Below are 16,428 nucleotides of genomic sequence, written 5' to 3'. Positions count from 1 at the left end.
CTCCTCCGCTCCTTTACGGTCCTTCTGTCCGGGAGGCCGCCGAAGGCTCGCGACGACCGAAGAGAAGCGGAATGCATTGCCTCCCCCAGGCCCGCCACCGCATGGAGCTGATATTATGGGGGCATGAGAGCCGTCCCCTGGCTGTTGCTCGGCTTCCTGGGAGCCGCTTCCGCGGCCGCCGCGCTCTCCTTCAACCACATGGTAAGGCTGCGCAACAGGGTGCGCAGGGCCTGGCAGGACATAGACGTCCAACTCGAGCTGCGCCACCGCCTTCTCCCCCTTCTGGCGAGCGCGGCGAGGGGATACGCGGAACGTGAGGCGGCCCTCCTGGAGGAGGCGACCCGCGCCCGCAGCGGCATTCGGGATGCCGGACCGGCCTACCGGGCGAGGAGTGAGAGCGGGCTGGATGCGGCGGCGAGGGAGGCTCTCTCCCTGGTCGAGAGGTATCCGGACCTCAAGGCCGATGCCTCCTTTTCGCGGCTGGTGGAGGAGCTCGTCCGCGTGGAGGACCACCTGGCATCCGCGCGTAAGTACTACAACGGGGCCGTCCGCCAGTACAACACCTTCATCCAGGCCTTCCCCTTCAACCTCCTGGCCGGAACGCTGCACTTCCGCCCCGCCGAGTACTTCGAGCTCCCTCGGAAAGGGGTGGGCGAGGAAAAGCGATGAGCCGAGGCCCCTTCTTGGCCACCCGCTTCATTCCCTTCCCCTGTCCCCTCACCACTCGCCTCTCGGCGCCGACTGCGAGTCGAGGCGCTCACCAGGACATGACCGCGAGAAGAACCACCTCTCGCCGGATAAACGAGGCGAAGACGAAACGGGTCAAATTTTGGCCGAAACAAATGGAGGCCGTCCCCGCCTGGGGAAGACACGGAGCGGGGCTGGCCCCTGCGGCGGAAGTCTTGTTCCTCTTCGCCCTCGCCTTCCCGGTGATGGCGAGCACCCTCAACCCGGCTCATGGCATGAGGACCCCGGGCGGATAGGCCGGCGGCCGTGCGATAAATCCTGACCGATAAAGGCCTTTCGCGGGAGATATCGGGATCACGCAATAATCATCGGTTTACCGCAGGGCGGACCTGTTCCCTTCCGCGCGCGGCCACCGCTCCGCATCGCGCGAACCCGCCTCCGGCGACGGCCGCGAACCGCCCGCCGCTCAAATCGCGGCTAAATGGAGCGCCCTTTCCGTCCCTCATCGAGGAGGCCGCCCCGCCCGCTTTTTCCTCTCCTGCCCCGCCCCCCGTCCGTCCGGACCCGCCTGTCGAGGCGGGTGGCCACGGTGGTCAGGAAGGTGGGCTCCAGCACCAGGGCGGCGAAGCAGGCGCTGGCCAGGGCAAGCGCGGTGACCACGCCGAAACGGCGAAGGGGCGAGAAACTGGATACGGCCAGGATGAGGAACGCGCCGGAGGTGGTCACCGCCGCGGAGATGAGGGCGTTGCCCACGTTGCGCACCGTGGTGTTCACCGCCTCCTCGGGAAGCAGGCGGTTGTCGTAGAGCTCCTCCCGGAAGCGGTGGGCCACGTGGATGCCGAAGTCTATCCCCGCCCCGATGACCAGAGAGGCGATCATCACCGTCATGATGTCCAGAGGCCATCCTATGAGGCGCAGAAGGCCGATCTCGAGGAGAATGGCCAGGAAGACCACGGAGGTGGCCGTAAGGCCGTAGGCCAGGGAGCGGAAGACAACCACCACGAGGAGGGCGCAGAGCAGGAGGGCCAGGGCTCCCGATTGCAATTGGGTGGTGAAGAGCTTGTCCAGGGCATCGGAGATGATCAGCGGCATGCCGGTCAACTCCATGTCCAAGGAACCCGGAACCATGGACTCGGATGCGGCGTCGCGGAGGATGGCGGCCATCTCCTTCTCCCCCTCCTCGTCCACGAAGGGCACCTCGAAGGCCACCAGGGAGGAGTCCCGGTCCTGGGATATGAGGGACGAGGATTCGAACCCGAAGGCCTCCTCCGCTTTGGAGAGGAGCGCTTCCGCCTCTTCCGCGGAGGCGGGGACCCAACGCCCGGGCTCCGCTTCCACGCCCACTCCGCTGCCCGGGTTGACGCCGGCCGTCTCCGCCGAGGCCAGGGCCTTCGCGGCTCGGAGGATGCCCGGGATGCTGTTCGTCTTCTCGGGGCGGAAATATTTCCTCTCCCCCTCAGGAGTGAGGTTGCGCGGATGATCCAGGACCGCGTTCACAAACTCGTCCATCCTGCGCAGGGACGCCGTCGAAAGGAGGTCCTCCCCCTCCAGGAGGGCCACCGTCGTGTCCTGGCCCCCGAAATGCTCCTCTATGCGGATGAAGGAACGGTAGGCGGGGAGGTCGTGGGGGACGAAGGTGCGGAAGTCGGCGGAGGTGGAGATTCCCAGCACGGAGAGCCCGCAGGCGACCACCAGCGCCAGGCAGCCGATCCATACCGGCAGGCGGTGCCTCTCGGCCAGGAGGGAAAGCCTGGCCAGCCCCCGGTCCAGCCAGTCAAGGAGGCGGTGTTCCTCCACCCGCCTGCTCTCCTTTATCCCCCTCCTACGGTCCCGGATGACCAGGGCTGCCGGAAGCATGGTTATGGAGAGCAGGAAGCCGAAGAAGACCCCTACCAGGCACAGGAGGCCGAACTGCCGGATAGGAGGCAGGTCGGAGATGGAGAAGGAGAGAAACCCGAACATGGTGGTGGCCGCGGCCAGAAAGACGGCGATGCCCACCGTGACCACCGAGCTCACGGCGGAGTCCTCCGCCCCCTTTCTCTTGTCCCGTTCCTCGTAGTAACGGGTGAGGATGTGTATGGAATAGGCGATGTCTATGCCCAGCATGAGGGGGACGAGGGCCATCCCCATCACCGTGTAGTGTATCCCCCCGAACCCCATGATCCCGAATATCCACAGCAGGGACACGAAGACCACGGCCAGGGTGAGGAAGATGTCCAGCACCTTGCGAAAGGTGAGGAAGAGCACCACGGCGATGAAGAGCAAGGCGATTAACCCCAGGACGGCGCTGTCCCGCAGGGAGAGGCGCTGCAGGGCCTTCATCATGTAGACCTCGCCGCTCACCTCCGCTTCCATCCCCCTGGAGGCGAAGAAAGCCGCCGTGAATTCCTCCAGGCGGCCGGCGCGCCTCAGAACCTCCGACTGGGGGAGGCCCGGACGCACCTGGATGTTCACCACCGCCGCCTTGCCGTCAGCGGTGACGGTCCTTCCCACCACCATGGCTCCCGCCGCCGCCAGGTAACGGTCCAGGGCTTCGGAGACCGCCGCCTCCACCAGATAACCGGCCGTCCTCGCGCCCTCCTCTCCCTGGCCCACGGCCGTCCGCAGACCCTGCAGGAAAGGACCGGCCTCAGGTTGTCGTTCCATGGAGCGCGCCGCCTCGGAATCAAGAAACCCACGCACCGCGTCCAGGGCTTCCTCCCCGGAGCTCGAGGCGCGCAAGGAGGAATACAAAGTCATCAGCGCCCGGGCCTCGGGATTGCGGAGCAAGTAGGACAGATAGCTCTCGGCGCGGAGGACGAGCTCCTCCCAACCCGCGGAATCGGCGCCGCTCTCTAGGGCCTGCTGGTACTCGAAAAGGGCCAGCGCGGCATCCGGAGAGAAGAGGTCCTTGCCGGTCAGGAGCACCTTGGCGTACTTGAGCCCTCCGAACTCCTTCTCCACCTTACGCAGGGCGGCGATGGAAGGATACTTGTCAGGCAGGAGGGCCTCCTGGCTGAACTCCATCTGGATGCGAAAGGCCCCCGCCACAGACGCGGCGGTCAAGACGGCTATGATGCCCAGCACCAACCAGGGCCTCCTGGCGCTCCACGAGGTCATCAACGCGAAAGCCTTTCGCATCCTCCCCCCTCCTCTCCATCCGCTGCCCACCGCGCCCGACGGCGGCAATAAGGATTATATTTGCAATAAAGAATATTTGCAATTTGCATATTTTATTCCCTCCATGTCGTCTTTCCGCTTTGAGAAAACGGCTTTATGCCTTTGGGCATCGCTCCGACCCGACGGTTCGCCTCTCCCTATTGCCGTTTCCTCCTTTGAATACGGCTATCCCTGGAATGGACCTTCGGGCCTTCATCCCTTGAAGGGAAGCGCAAATCGTAATGTCTCGGTGTCCCGCGCCGGAAGAGGGCGCGGAGCGCCAGGCAACCGCCGGGCCGAAAGGGCGGCATAAGACGGGAGGGGGATATGCGTAATCCAAGTGGAGTTCACGTGAAAACGGGGGCTGAAGGAGGAGGCGGCGGAGAGAAGAGGTGCGAACGGCATGCGGCATCGACGCCTTCGCGTTTCGGAAAGGCCTTAACGTGCTCCCCGCTCTCCATGACCTCCCCGGGCGCGAGGATACCCTTTTCCGACATGGTCGCGGGTCTCCGGGACGGATGATGCTCGGGGACGTCTCCCGTGAGGTCGCCTTTCTCTCCCCTACCCTGGGTTCTGATTGAGAGAGGGTTCAGGATTCCCGGGCGCCTATGAAAAGCCAGAGTACCCGGTTGATGGAGTCCACCATCTCGTATACCCGCTTCCTCTCCTCCTCGCCCAGGTCTTCGGTGAGCCGGACGAGGACCCTCGCCGGCTCCCTCATCATCCCCTCTATGCGCTTCTTCCCCCGCGGAGTGAAGCTCACCACAACCCGCCGGCGGTCGGAGGCGTCCCTCACGCATCTCACCCAGCCCCTCTCTTCGAGGGCATATATCATGCGGCTCATGGTCGAGGGGTTGAGGTGGAGCATGCGTGCCAGTTCCCCTTCGACCAGGCTTCCGTGCATGAAAAGGGTCAGGAGAGCGACGTACTGGGAATAGTTAAGGCCGAATTTTTCCAGCACCTCGTTGAACTCCGGGTAATAGGTGCGGATGAAGAGAAAAACGGTCTCTATCAACTTGACGAAGGGTTCCTCGGGAGGGGAACCGGGTTTGACGTTTTCATCACTCATATTTTTCATATATGAAATTTTAGCTATTCCCGCCTTTTTCGGTCAAACGGGCATTTTTACTTGCTCCGCCAGGATGATGGGGTGGCCTCTCGACCTCTTTCGACCTGAAAACGGCGGCTTAACCATGCGGACCATAAAGGCTTTTCCCACCGCTCCCGCCTTAATCTCCGTCGAGCCCGGCCTCCGTCATGAACCGGCTTACGCCGGGATGCGAGGGGGCCGCCTCTCACCCTGGGGGAGGCCCCTCGAACCTCTCGCCTTTCTTCCCACCGGGAGGCGGGAAAAAGGCCGCTCGCGCACCATGCAGATTCCGCGCAACATGATGCGCGTTTTCCCCGGAAGTCCTGAAAAAGGCCGCTCTTGCCCCATGTCGTCTCCCTGCCCCCACGGGGATGACCGCAGTCCCTCGACCCCCTCCGGCCACAAGACGCCCGGATGCGAAGCGGAACGGGGGCTCGTAGAGCGGCAGCGGTATGGGCATCGAGCGACCACCCACCATCCCCGCAATCCGATGCGCCGCTCCGTGCTCCTGCGGATTCCATCCCCCCTGGAGGCGGGGGCCTTCCCGCAAACCCCCCAGGCCTCAAGGAGACCTTCGGTTTTTTCCATCCAAAAAGATCGTGGAAAGGAAGGGGGCGCGGTGGCGAAATCCGGCTTCAGAAGAAGAAAAGGGTCTCCTGAGGCATCCCCGGCCGTTTGACCCTTTGGCCCTCCGCTGGTAAATTGTGACTATCGGTCATTTCCGAAAGGGGTCGCCTTGAGGGAGGACTCAAAACGCGGAAACGCGCGGTCGGTGCGGTTCGTGCAGGAACGCTCCGCGGAGACCAGGAAACGCATCCTGGACGCCGCGCGGGAGGTCTTCGCCGAGAAGGGTTACGAGAAGACCACGGCGGCGGACATAATCTCCCGCGCCGGGATCGGCCACGGTACCTTCTGGCTCTACTTCCGGAACAAGGAGGACCTCCTGCGCCACATGCTCCGCGAGATGGTCGGCGAGCTGGAGTCCTTCGACTGGTACCGCGAGAACCACCTCGAGGAGATCGCCGTGGAGAATCTCCAGGACGTGGAGCGGATAATCCGCGGCGTCATGGAGGTCTTCCGGCGTTATTCCCATATCCACCCCCTGGTCATCAGGGCCTCCGTGGAAAGCGAGGAGTTCCGCCGCGACCTTGACGAGCTCAATCTTCCCTTCGCCCGCATCCTGGAGGCCAAGCTGCGCGAACACCTGGGGAGGGGGCTTTGCCGCGACCTCGACCCGGAGGTCGTGTCCCGCATCATCTTGGCCATGATGGAGTTCGCCACCGTGCAGTGGGTGAACGGCAGCCTGGACTGCGACCTGGAAAAGCTGGTGCACAACCTGAGCGTGATCATCTTTCACACCCTCCGCCAGGAGAGTTCCGGGTAACGGCGCTGGAAGGCGCGGGCGGTGCCGTCTCCGGGGAGCCCCACAATTCGGGAACGGGAACGCCGACACCGGCACGACCTTGGCCGATTCACGAGCCGTCTCCGCCGTCTCCGGAGACCTCTCCGGAGCGCGGCACCCTCGGGACCGACACCGGAGGGAGGGATTATAATCATTTCGTCCCTCGGGCGCCTTTACGGGTAGCGAGGGGCGGCGCGGCTTCCTGGGAGGGGCCTACCGGGAAGGGGGATGGGAATGAAGGTAATCGTGGTGGGAGCGGGAACCGCGGGGCTGGCCGCCACCTACGTGTTAAAAAAAGGCGGCGCGGAGGTCACCGCCCTGGAGGCCTCCTCCACGCCGGGAGGACGCCTGGCGGGAGCCAGGCGCGACGGTTACGTGCTCGACTTGGGAGCGCAGTTCTTCTTCCGCTACTACGACACCACCTTCGACCTCTGCCGCCGCCTGGGGCTTGAGGGAGAGATCGTCGCCTTCCCCTTCAAGGTGGCCATATGGAGGGAGGGCAGGCTCAACCCCCTGACCGCGGGCCTGGACCCCCGGCTCCTGTGGAAGGACAGGAGGGACCTTCTGCGTTTCCGCCTCTTCGGCCCCCGAGGCATCCTGCAGATGGCCCGCATCATGCCCCTCATCTTCCAGAGGCGCAGGGACCTGCATTTCATCGACTACCGCGCGTCCCTGGACCTCGACGACGAGAGCCTGGCCGAACTGGCGCTGCGCCGCGGAGGGGAGGAGGCCCTGGAATATTTTTTCCAGCCGCTGGCCTCCTGCCTGACCCTGGGCGAGCCGGAGGAGATAGGAGCGGGGTACGGGCTGGCGCTGGCCTGGTACGCCCTGCACGGCCTGTACACCCTGAAGGGCGGCATCGGGACCCTGGCCGAGGCTCTTTACCGGGAATGCCGGGACCGGGTGATGCTCTCCACCCCGGCGCAGAGGATAGTGCTGGAGGGCGGGAAGGTGAAGGGGGTGGAGACCGGGAAGGGGTTCATGGAGGCCGACGCGGTCATCTGCGCCACCACCGCCAGCGTGGCCCGGCGGCTGATGCCCGAGCTCCCCGGTCGGATGCGGGAGGTCCTCGGGCGGGTGCGCTACAGCGCGTGCTGTCACGTGATGTTCGGCCTGCAGGAACGCCTGCTACCCGAGGGATGGTATGCAGTGGGGCTCCCGCGGCGAGCCATGTCCCCCATGGCCGGCTTCACCGACAACTCCATAAAGTCCCCGCTCTACGCCCCGCCGGGCGCCGGGATGGTGCACTGCTTCACCTACGGGAAGCACGCGCGGGAGCTGAACTCCCGCCCGGACGGGGAGGTCTTCTCCCTGCTGGCGGAGGAGATCCGCCGCTTCATGCCCTCCATGCCCAGGGAGCCGCTGTTCTCGGAGGTCTACCGCTGGGAGGAGGCGGTTTGCCTCTCCCCTCCGGGCATGCTCCGCGCCATGGAGGAACTCAAGGAAAGGAGCTCCCGGGAGGTCAAGGGCCTGCGCCTGGCCGGGGAATACCTCTTCATGCCCTCCGTGGACGGGGCATTGCGCAGCGGCATGGACGCCGCCGAGTCGCTGCTCCACGGGGCCTAATCATGCAGGCCGCCGCAACGGCCATCCACACCGTCCGTTTCGGGAGCTCGCCCGCCGTCCTCGGGGCTTTCCTTCCGCCGCACGCGGCAGCCCGCGGACATTCAGGTGGGCACCCCCAGCCGCGGCAGGACGACGGCGCTCAACAACAGCCAGGCGGCTATGACTCCCAGCAGCGCTATCCAGTTCATCTTGGGACGCCTTTCCGTCAAAAGAAGGCCTAAAAGCATAAAGGACGTGAGGCCCACGCCCGGGGAGAGGCATCGAGCCTCGCCGGGCCTTCATCTTTCCGCGGTCCTGACCGGACCTTTACCAGGGGCTTCACGTGGAGCGCGTTGCGCACCCCCCGGACAGGCCTTGGCCGCTCCCGCCGCCCCATCCCAGGAGGGAGAAGAGCTTGCGCACCCTCCCCGACCCGCATCTATCGCAGTGCGGGGTCTCCTTCTCCGCGTCCTCGGAGCGGCGGAAGAAGGCGTCGAAACGATGGCCGCACTCCTCGCAGCGATACTCGAATATGGGCATTTCCTTCCTCCTTTCGACAACAAGGATACATCCCGCCTCCGTCGCCGGCTATGATCCGGGTCAAGGTCCGGGAGCGCCGGCTTCCGCTCAAGCCGATCTCTCCCCATGGCGCCCAAAGGCCGAAGAACGCCGACCGTCACCTCCCCCGAAAGGCTGAAGGCCCATAGGGATCCCCGAACCGTACGCCTCTTTGATACCTCTGCCGCCCTCCCGTTCATGGACCGCATGTTCCCAACCGGCACCATGACCCTTACTGCCCCAAGGATAACGCCTTTGTGGAGAGGAAGATCCAGACCACGAAGTACGAGCTCTGGGCCTTCCGGGAGGGCTACACGGTGGAAGAGCTCAACCAGATCCTGGACGAGTGGAACTACGTTTACAACCACGTGCGTCCCCACCAGAGCCCGGGTTATCTCATCACCATGGAGTTTTTGAAAGTCTGGATGGAGGGATGCAAGGATAAGGGCGATGTGTTCACCATGTAGTGGACCAGCACACCCGTTTTACCGCCGCCGGCGGCAGATGCTAACATTTAAATCGTTCCCCGGCACCGCAGACCGGTCGGGCGGGACGCCGGGGAACCTGAGGGGCTCACGGAGGGTCATAACGCAGAGGAGACGAAAGAGGGCGGGAATGCGGCGCATCATCATCTGGTATTCCAACCTCAGCCGGAAGGGCAAGGCCCTTTTGTGGGCTTCACTGGGCCTTCTGGCCGCCGTGGTGTTGCTCGCCGTGGCCTGGATGGTCCTCACCCCGGAAAAGGTGCTCGTCCGCTACGGGACCATCGTCCGCGACCCCATCGACAACCACGTATGGGAGGACAACACGCAGACCGCCTGGGTGAGTCCCGCTGAGGCCGCCAACTACCGGGTGGAATACGTCGACCGCTACAGCCCGGAACACGAGGAGCAGATAAGAAAGGAGAAGGAGGCCGCGGCCGCCGAGGAGAAGGAGTTGGAGGAATCCACCGGTTTCCAGGCCTTGGAGACCTCCATACCCGCCCAGACATTCCAGGACCTCAACACCCTGCAGCGCAATATAGAGGTCATGGGGCAGGACATCATCTCCGGGATGGAGATGGCCTCCCAGGTGTCGGGCATCAAGTCCACGCTGGTCAACTACCGCAACCAGGTGGCCACCATGCCTCTTCCTCCGGAACTGGAGCCCCTACGCCAGGAGGCGCTGCAGATCTTCGACATGTACATCAAGGCCTGCGACCTGTTCCTCCAGGCCATAGCCACGGGTGACCTCACCCTGGTCGACGAGGCCAACGCCCTCATACAGGCGGCCGCGGAGAAGATACAGGCCCTCATGCCCTCCTATTGACGGCATCCCGAGGCAACTCCTCGACCGGGCACGGCGATCAATGGTGTGCTCCATTCGGCCGTTTCCGGCCCCACCAAGCTCTCGCCTCCCCTGATCGCGCCACGCAGCCTTTCATCCCCCTCCCCACGACCGCGGCAGGACAAACCGGACCGAGAGAGGTGGAGGTGTGCAGCGGGGACCGCCGCGGTTCAAGGGTATTCGCGCCTCTCCCGTCCATGTTCCGCGGCGGAGCGGGGAGAAAACTTCGGGGCGGAAGTGAAGGCTCGGGGGAGGGCCAGCGGGTTCAAAAAAGACCACCACGAACCGGAGAGAGCCTCCGGTAACCTGAAGGAAACCAAACCAGTAAGGCGGTTCCTCCCCATGAAGACGAGAAGCAGAAACGGTGAAGCGAGTTTTCGCGGAGAAGGTGGGCCACCCTTCCTCTGGAACGAACCATGCAGACGAAACGGACTGGGAGCCCGGTTAGTATTAAGCCGCCCGGATGGCTATAATTAACCTTATTCCTTGGCCGGATGCGGATCGTAAAAGGGGGAATGAGCATGGCGGAAAAGAGCACCGAGAGGTCTCCCCTCTTCCTCAAGACCGTGGAATGGTCCATGACCGCTCTTTTTCACCTCACGCGCCTGCTCTTCTACATCTTTCCGCCAGGACTCTTCTACGCCCTTTTCCGCGCCATGGGCGCCACGCTGCTCTACCTGCGACCCGGGATGCGCCGCCGCCTGGAGGCGAAGATCTCCGAAGCCCTTCCGGAGATAACCGACCGCCGGGAGATCACCAGGATAGCCCGCCAGGCCTGCGCCTCGGTGTTCATGCCCATCCTGGACATCTTCACCCTGGGAAGGCACGGGGAACGCTACATGCGGGAGCTGCGCATAGAGGGCAGGGAGAACTTGGCCCGGGCCGAGGAGGCGGGAAAGGGCATCATCTTCATCGGTCCCCATATCGGCGGCGTGGCCGTCGTGCACGCGGTCATGGCCCGCCTGGGAAAGCCTTACACGCCCATCATGTACCGTCCCGAGGACACCGCGGTGCCCCGCTACGTGGAACATCTCGCCTTCTACGCCGGTTTCCTGGGCTGCGACCTGGAGGAGCCGGTATTCCTGGCCGGGAAGGACATCATCCCCAAGGTGCGCGAGCACCTATCCCGGGGCAAGTGCATCGGGCTCACCTTCGACGTGCCCGGCACGGGGGTGGTGGAGTTCTTCGGCCGTCCGGCGGCACTCGCCGCGGGAGCCGGGTACTTCGCCTACGACACCGGTGCCCCCATCCAGCCCTTCTGCCTCCTGCGGGGAAAGGGGGCCTTCGACAACCGCCTCATCTTCCTGCCCCCCATCTTCTGCGACACCTCGGCGGACAAGAAGTCGGAGGTGGCCAGGGTCATGCGGGAGGTGGTCAAGGCCGGAGAGAGGACCATACGCATGGCCCCGGGACAGTGGATGAGCTGGTTCGGGCTCTGGGCCTGGTGGGACCAGGCACGCGAGATCATGGAGAAGGGGGCATGAGCGGCACCTGGTCCGCACTGCTTCCCTGGAAGGACCTGCTTCGCTGTCCTTCCTGCGGCAGCGGACTGGAAATATCACCCAATGGAGCCGCCTGTTCGGGCTGCGGCGCCGGCTTCGGGGAGGTGAACGGGCTGCCCGACCTCCTCCCGCCGGACGTCCATCCCCTGGTGGCCTCGGAGAGGGAACACTACACCGAGAAGGTCGATTATTACCTCCGCATGCACGCCACCTGGTGCGGAAGCCCCTTTTACCGCCATTACCACACCGCCTTTCTCGATGACCTGCGGCGCCTCCCTCCCGGCTCTCTCATCCTGGAGACCGGCTGCGGGCTGGGAAACGACGGCCTGGAGCTCCTTCGCTCCGGATACCGCCTGGTGGAGACGGACGTCTCCCCCGGACAGCTGGCCGAGGCGCGCCGCCTCCATCACGGGGAGGGGTTCGAGGACGCCTCCTTCCACCTCCTTGCCGACGCCACCCGCCTCCCCTTCGCCGACGCCTCCTTCGACGGAATGCTCATGGTGGCCTCCCTCCACCATCTCCCGGAACCCGGAAAAGCCCTGCGCGAGGCCCGCCGCGTCCTCCGCCCCGGAGGGCTTCTGGTACTGGGGACGGAGCCCAACACCTGGCAGAGCAGGACCATATACCCGGTTGGAAAGATATTCCTGAGAATCATCCGGGCCCTGGCGGGAAAGGGGCAAGAACCCCCGGACACCGTCTCCGAGGCCGACCGCCTCACGGAGGGGTTCTCCGCCGCCTCCCTCTCCCGCCTTCTCAGGGAGGCGGGTTTCAACCGCGTGGATCTCAAACCGGCCGGCTACCTCTCGGCGGCCCTCTTCTTTGCCTCCACAGAGCTCTCCCAGCTTCTGGGAAGGACGGTCAGGCTCTTCCCCCTGGAACGCCTGGCCATCCCCCTGGACGAGTCGCTGGGCAGGTTGCCTCTGCTGTCCCGTTACCCCTGGCACTGGAACGCCGTGGCCTCCTGAGCGGCACCTTCCCGGGGGAAGGAGCGGCTCCCGGGATGTCGAACATCACTGGCCACGCCGCACATAGCCCGCTGAGCACACGGAATCCGGGAGCGACGCAACTGCGGGCACCTCGCGGGCTGACGACCCCGGAAAGGCAGGGAGGCCGGGACGCAAAAACCCGCTTCTGAAGCGAAGGCAACCCCGAAGCGGATTTAAGGGAAAAGGCCATCCCCCTTCTTCCGTGAACACGGGGGATCCGTGTGCGAGTGAAGTGAATCTTTAGAACTCTTCAGGAAGAACGGGAGCCTCAGGACTTCAAGAAGAATGGGTGCTTCAGGAGGAATGGAAGGCGGGAGAAGGACATTTCGCGAGGGGTAAAGATCGTTCCCCGAAAGGCGAGACTCGATGTTACGAAATTGTTACGTTGAAGTGATAAATGTTACGCCCACTTTGAGTTTATGTTACATTTACAGGCGAGTAACTTAACACGGGAGCGATTGATTGTATGATTTTTGTGTGGATAGCATGTTCATCCCGGGCTGGCCGAAACGGGTTTAAGGGATTTTTTAAAGGGGTATATAAAAATCGGGTGGATGTATGACGGTAATTCCGCAGCTCCGTGAAGGCCAGGTTCGGAGCAGGAGATCCACCTGATTCTTGGGGTGCCAGTTGGGATCGTTGCGGACTGGGGGTGTGTGAGAGCAAAAACCTGGGTGCAAAAGGACCATCTCTCGGGCGAAGATCAATTCGATTGTTCTTCTTCTAATCCCGAATCGGTTCCCAGGCTATCTCTTCTCACCATCCGGGTTCTTTGAGTGAGCCGGCACCGGTCATGGGCGGTGGCCGGACGGGCGGAGGGACCGGGAAGGACGGGATCCCCAACCCGAAGTAGTGGCCATCCCCCGCGCCGGAGGCGGGCGTGGCATCGGGGGCGAGAGGCAGCGATGAGGACAGCCCTGGTACACGACTGGCTGACCAACCTGGCGGGCTCGGAAAGGGTCCTCTTGACCCTCCATGAGCTGTACCCTGATGCCCCCATCTACACCTCGGTCTTCGTTCCGGAGGAATTCCCCACCCTCCGCCACGCCGACGTGCGCACCTCCTTCCTTCAGAGGGTCCCCGGCGCCAGGAAGAGGCATCAGGCCTTCCCCTGGCTGCGGACGGTGGCCTTCGAGAGCTTCGACCTCTCCGGATACGACGTGGTCATCTCCTCCAGTCACGCCGAGGCCAAGGGGGTAATCACCAGCCCGGAGACACTGCATATCTGCTACTGCTACACGCCCATCCGCTATTACTGGAGCGGCTATCATCATTACCTGGCCAACCCGCGTTTCGGAGTCCTCAACCCCCTGGTAAGGGTGGCCCTTCCCTACATGACCAATTACCTCCGTATATGGGACCGGTGCGCTGCGGACCGCGTGGACCTCTTCGTGGCCATAAGCGAGCACGTGGCGCGCCGCATACGCAAGTACTACGGGAGGGAAGCGGAGGTCATCTATCCGCCCGTGGACACCTCCTGGCTCCGCATTTCGGAGCGCGTGGAGGACTATTTCTTGGTGGTGGGAAGGCTGATCCCTTACAAGCGCGCCGACCTGGTAGTGGAGGCCTTCAACCGACTCGGCCTCCCCCTGAAGATCGCCGGCACCGGATCGGAGATGGACTCCCTACGCCGCGCGGCCCGGCCCAACATCGAGTTTCTGGGGCGGGTGAGCGACGCGGAACTGGCCGAGCTCTACTCTCGCTGTCTGGCCCTCGTGTTCCCGCAGGAGGAGGACTTCGGCATCGTGCCCCTGGAAGCCATGGCCGCGGGAAGGCCGGTTATCGCCTACCGGGCGGGAGGCGCGCTGGAGACGGTCAGGGAGGGACTGACAGGCGTCTTCTTCGAGCGCCAGGATACGGAATCTCTGGTGGAGGCGGTCCGGAGGTTCGACCCCGGAGACTTCGACCCACAGGCCATAAGGCGGCACGCCATGCGCTTCGACACCTCGGCATTCAAGGAAAAGTTTTCCAGATACGTCAGGGATGCCTGGGAGCGATTCCAGGAAGAATCGGCGGCTCGCGAAAGGAGAGGGCGGTTGATAAGCCTGCCCTCCGGGGAGGCAAACCAAAGGGGGTAAGCAATGGAAGGGCGGCTGGTCGAAGAGAGAGACTCGCAGACCGCGCAGCAACCCGTGGAGTCTGGGGTTACCGCTCCAAAGGTCGAGGAGATCTCCGACCAGGAACTGCAGGCCATCTTGAGAGAGGCTCGCAGGGAGCTACTGCATCCCCGCTCCCAGCGCAGGCTGGAGGTGACCGTCCGCATCCTCATGCGCTTCGTTTGCGACGCCTCGGCCATGTGGGCGGCCCTGGTCTTCTCCTACTGGGTGCGCTTCCAGTACCCGCTGGTGGTGCGGCTCTTCCCGCCCGAGAACGCCGTCTCTTTCGGTCCCGTGGCCCTCACCCTGGCCATGACCTCCCCGGTGCTCTTCCTGGCCCTTAAGGCATGCGGCATGTACGACCCGTACCAGCGCATCCGCGTGCTGGACCGCATACCCAGGATAGTCGGCTCGGTCAACGCCCACCTGGTGTTCACCCTCATCGTCTCCTTCCTCTTCAACTCGCTGGCCACGCCCCGCGGCTTCCTGGTCTTCTTCTGGGCCTCCTCCATCATCTTCATCTTCGTGTCCAGGACCTTCCTCCAGTTCCTGGCTTCCCTCATCGGCTGGGGCGACGTGGTCATGCGCAACACACTCATAATCGGGGCCGGCAGGGTGGGGAAGTCCGTGGCCCGCAAGCTCATAAAGCACCAGGGGTTCGGGCTCCGGCCTATAGGCTTTCTGGACGACGATCCTCTCTTCGCGGAGTTCGAGGAACCCGAGCTCCGGGACCTCCGGGTGCTCGGCAACCTGGACAGCCTGGAGAACGTGATACGCGATTTCCGTGTGGAGAAGGTCATCATCGCCTTCAACACCTCGCCGGCCGAGAGGCTGCTCGACCTGGCCTCCACCTGCAACGGGGCGGGAGTGGAATGCTCCATCGTGCCCCGCCTCTTCGAGGTAATAACCGACGAGATAACCGTCAACGAGATCGGGGGCATACCCCTGATCCGGCTGAGGGACAAGAGGCTGCACGGCTACAAGAAGGCGCTCAAGACCCTTGAGGATTACGTGCTGGGAACGGCCATACTGCTGGTCATCTGGCCCATCCTCCTGGTGACGGCCATCGCCATCAAGCTGGATTCGCCGGGGCCCGTCTTCTTCCGGCACCGCAGGGTTGGCAAGGACGGTAAGTGCTTCGACTGTCTCAAGTTCCGTTCCATGGTGGACGGGGCTCACAAGATGCAGGCCGAACTGGTGAACGGGAAGTCGGGAAACGAGTTCGGCTGGCTGTGCTGGAAGGAAAAGGAAGACCCGCGCGTGACCCGGGTGGGCAAGTGGATTCGCAAGTTCTCCATCGACGAGCTCCCGCAGATCTTCAATGTATTGGCCGGCCAGATGAGCCTAGTAGGCCCCCGTCCACACATCAAAGAAGAGGTCCGTCAGTACAAGGATTGGCACCGCCAGCGCCTGAACGTCAAGCCTGGGATCACCGGGCTCTGGCAGGTGAGCGGGCGTAGCGACCTGCCCTTCGACGAGATGATAAAGCTCGACCTCTACTACATCGAGACCTGGTCGCTGTGGCAGGACATCAAGATAATCCTGCGCACCTTCAAGGCCATAATCACCGGGGATGGGGCTTATTGACGACGGGGCCACCGGAGGAAAGCGGGGAGCTGCGGAGCGGGAAGAGGGCGGGGGGGACTCCTGCCCTCCAGACCCTCGGGAAAAATATCCCGCAGTCCGTAGAAACCGGTCCGGGAGACCACGTGAGAGGCGGCAAAAGGGCGGTAAGAGGGATAGGGCGCGGGGGGTGCGTATCGGGGGGAGGCCGGGCGGCCCTTGTGCCGCCCGGCCGGTTTAAAGGGGAAGATACGAAAAAGCGGAAGAGGCCGCGAGCTGCGCGGAGCGGAAACTCCTCGCTCTCCAGGACAACGACCGCCGGTCCCGGGCCGTGGGGCCGTCGAGCACGCTTTAGCCCGAAGTGCGCCATGTGGCCTGACCAGGAGATTGAGCGGGATCGTCCGTCTTGAGAGACCTCCCACATACGGTATGTCCGTCTGCGCGGTCCCGCCCGGGGAATCGGTGAAGGGCATGGCAGGAGTTTCCATCCGAAAAGACTGTCCTCCTGCCCGAGGGATGGGGTAACATTACGTGC

The 16,428-nt window shown here is 63.8% G+C and carries 11 protein-coding genes and 1 pseudogene; 9 read left to right on the top strand and 3 right to left on the bottom strand.

Annotation, left to right across the window (positions count from 1 at the left end; genetic code table 11):
* The first annotated feature begins 123 nt into the window (after window positions 1-123).
* Window positions 124-669, top strand: a complete 546-nt coding sequence (locus H7007_RS12405; RefSeq protein WP_287155627.1) for a LemA family protein — start codon at window positions 124-126, stop codon at window positions 667-669.
* A gap of 495 nt (window positions 670-1,164) precedes the next feature.
* Here H7007_RS12405 and H7007_RS12400 read toward each other — a convergent pair whose 3' ends face one another.
* Both H7007_RS12400 and H7007_RS12395 read right to left on the bottom strand, forming a co-directional pair.
* Window positions 1,165-3,807, bottom strand: a complete 2,643-nt coding sequence (locus tag H7007_RS12400; protein ID WP_287155626.1) for an efflux RND transporter permease subunit — start codon at window positions 3,805-3,807, stop codon at window positions 1,165-1,167.
* A gap of 607 nt (window positions 3,808-4,414) precedes the next feature.
* Window positions 4,415-4,894, bottom strand: a complete 480-nt coding sequence (locus H7007_RS12395; protein WP_287155625.1) for a MarR family winged helix-turn-helix transcriptional regulator — start codon at window positions 4,892-4,894, stop codon at window positions 4,415-4,417.
* 757 nt (window positions 4,895-5,651) lie between these two features.
* Here H7007_RS12395 and H7007_RS12390 point away from each other — a divergent pair.
* Window positions 5,652-6,299 carry a TetR/AcrR family transcriptional regulator gene (locus H7007_RS12390; RefSeq protein WP_287155624.1) on the top strand — a complete coding sequence of 216 codons (648 nt, stop codon included), beginning with the start codon at window positions 5,652-5,654 and terminating at the stop codon, window positions 6,297-6,299.
* Between the two features lie 252 nt (window positions 6,300-6,551).
* Entirely contained in the window at window positions 6,552-7,883 is a 1,332-nt protein-coding gene (locus H7007_RS12385) for a protoporphyrinogen/coproporphyrinogen oxidase (RefSeq protein ID WP_287155623.1), read from the top strand.
* Between the two features lie 318 nt (window positions 7,884-8,201).
* On the opposite strand, the gene H7007_RS12380 is transcribed toward H7007_RS12385, so the two are convergent.
* Entirely contained in the window at window positions 8,202-8,402 is a 201-nt protein-coding gene (locus H7007_RS12380) for an FmdB family zinc ribbon protein (protein ID WP_287155622.1), read from the bottom strand.
* 251 nt (window positions 8,403-8,653) lie between these two features.
* Between H7007_RS12380 and H7007_RS12375 the strand changes: the two are divergent.
* The 6 genes and pseudogenes from H7007_RS12375 to H7007_RS12350 form a co-directional block, all read left to right on the top strand.
* A pseudogene (locus tag H7007_RS12375) lies at window positions 8,654-8,887 on the top strand (integrase core domain-containing protein); the annotation flags it as partial.
* A gap of 148 nt (window positions 8,888-9,035) precedes the next feature.
* Window positions 9,036-9,728, top strand: coding sequence for a hypothetical protein (locus H7007_RS12370; protein ID WP_287155621.1), 693 nt, complete (start codon window positions 9,036-9,038; stop codon window positions 9,726-9,728).
* 539 nt (window positions 9,729-10,267) lie between these two features.
* Window positions 10,268-11,230, top strand: a complete 963-nt coding sequence (locus H7007_RS12365; protein ID WP_287155620.1) for a lysophospholipid acyltransferase family protein — start codon at window positions 10,268-10,270, stop codon at window positions 11,228-11,230.
* On the top strand, window positions 11,227-12,213 hold the full coding sequence (locus H7007_RS12360) for a class I SAM-dependent methyltransferase (RefSeq protein ID WP_287155619.1): 987 nt from the start codon (window positions 11,227-11,229) through the stop codon (window positions 12,211-12,213). The genes H7007_RS12365 and H7007_RS12360 overlap by 4 nt, the downstream gene beginning before the upstream one ends.
* Window positions 12,214-13,139: 926 nt before the next feature.
* Window positions 13,140-14,312 (top strand): glycosyltransferase, encoded by a 1,173-nt coding sequence (locus H7007_RS12355; RefSeq protein ID WP_287155618.1) that lies wholly within the window; start codon window positions 13,140-13,142, stop codon window positions 14,310-14,312.
* Between the two features lie 3 nt (window positions 14,313-14,315).
* Window positions 14,316-15,917: a sugar transferase gene (locus tag H7007_RS12350; RefSeq protein WP_287155617.1), complete on the top strand. Its 1,602-nt coding sequence runs from the start codon at window positions 14,316-14,318 to the stop codon at window positions 15,915-15,917.
* Window positions 15,918-16,428: the final 511 nt, after the last annotated feature.

Source organism: Candidatus Solincola tengchongensis (assembly GCF_015711935.1).
Classification (GTDB): domain Bacteria; phylum Actinomycetota; class Geothermincolia; order Geothermincolales; family RBG-13-55-18; genus Solincola_A; species Solincola_A tengchongensis.
Note: the sequence above shows the minus strand (reverse complement) of the source record. Positions and strands in the feature narration are given on the sequence as shown.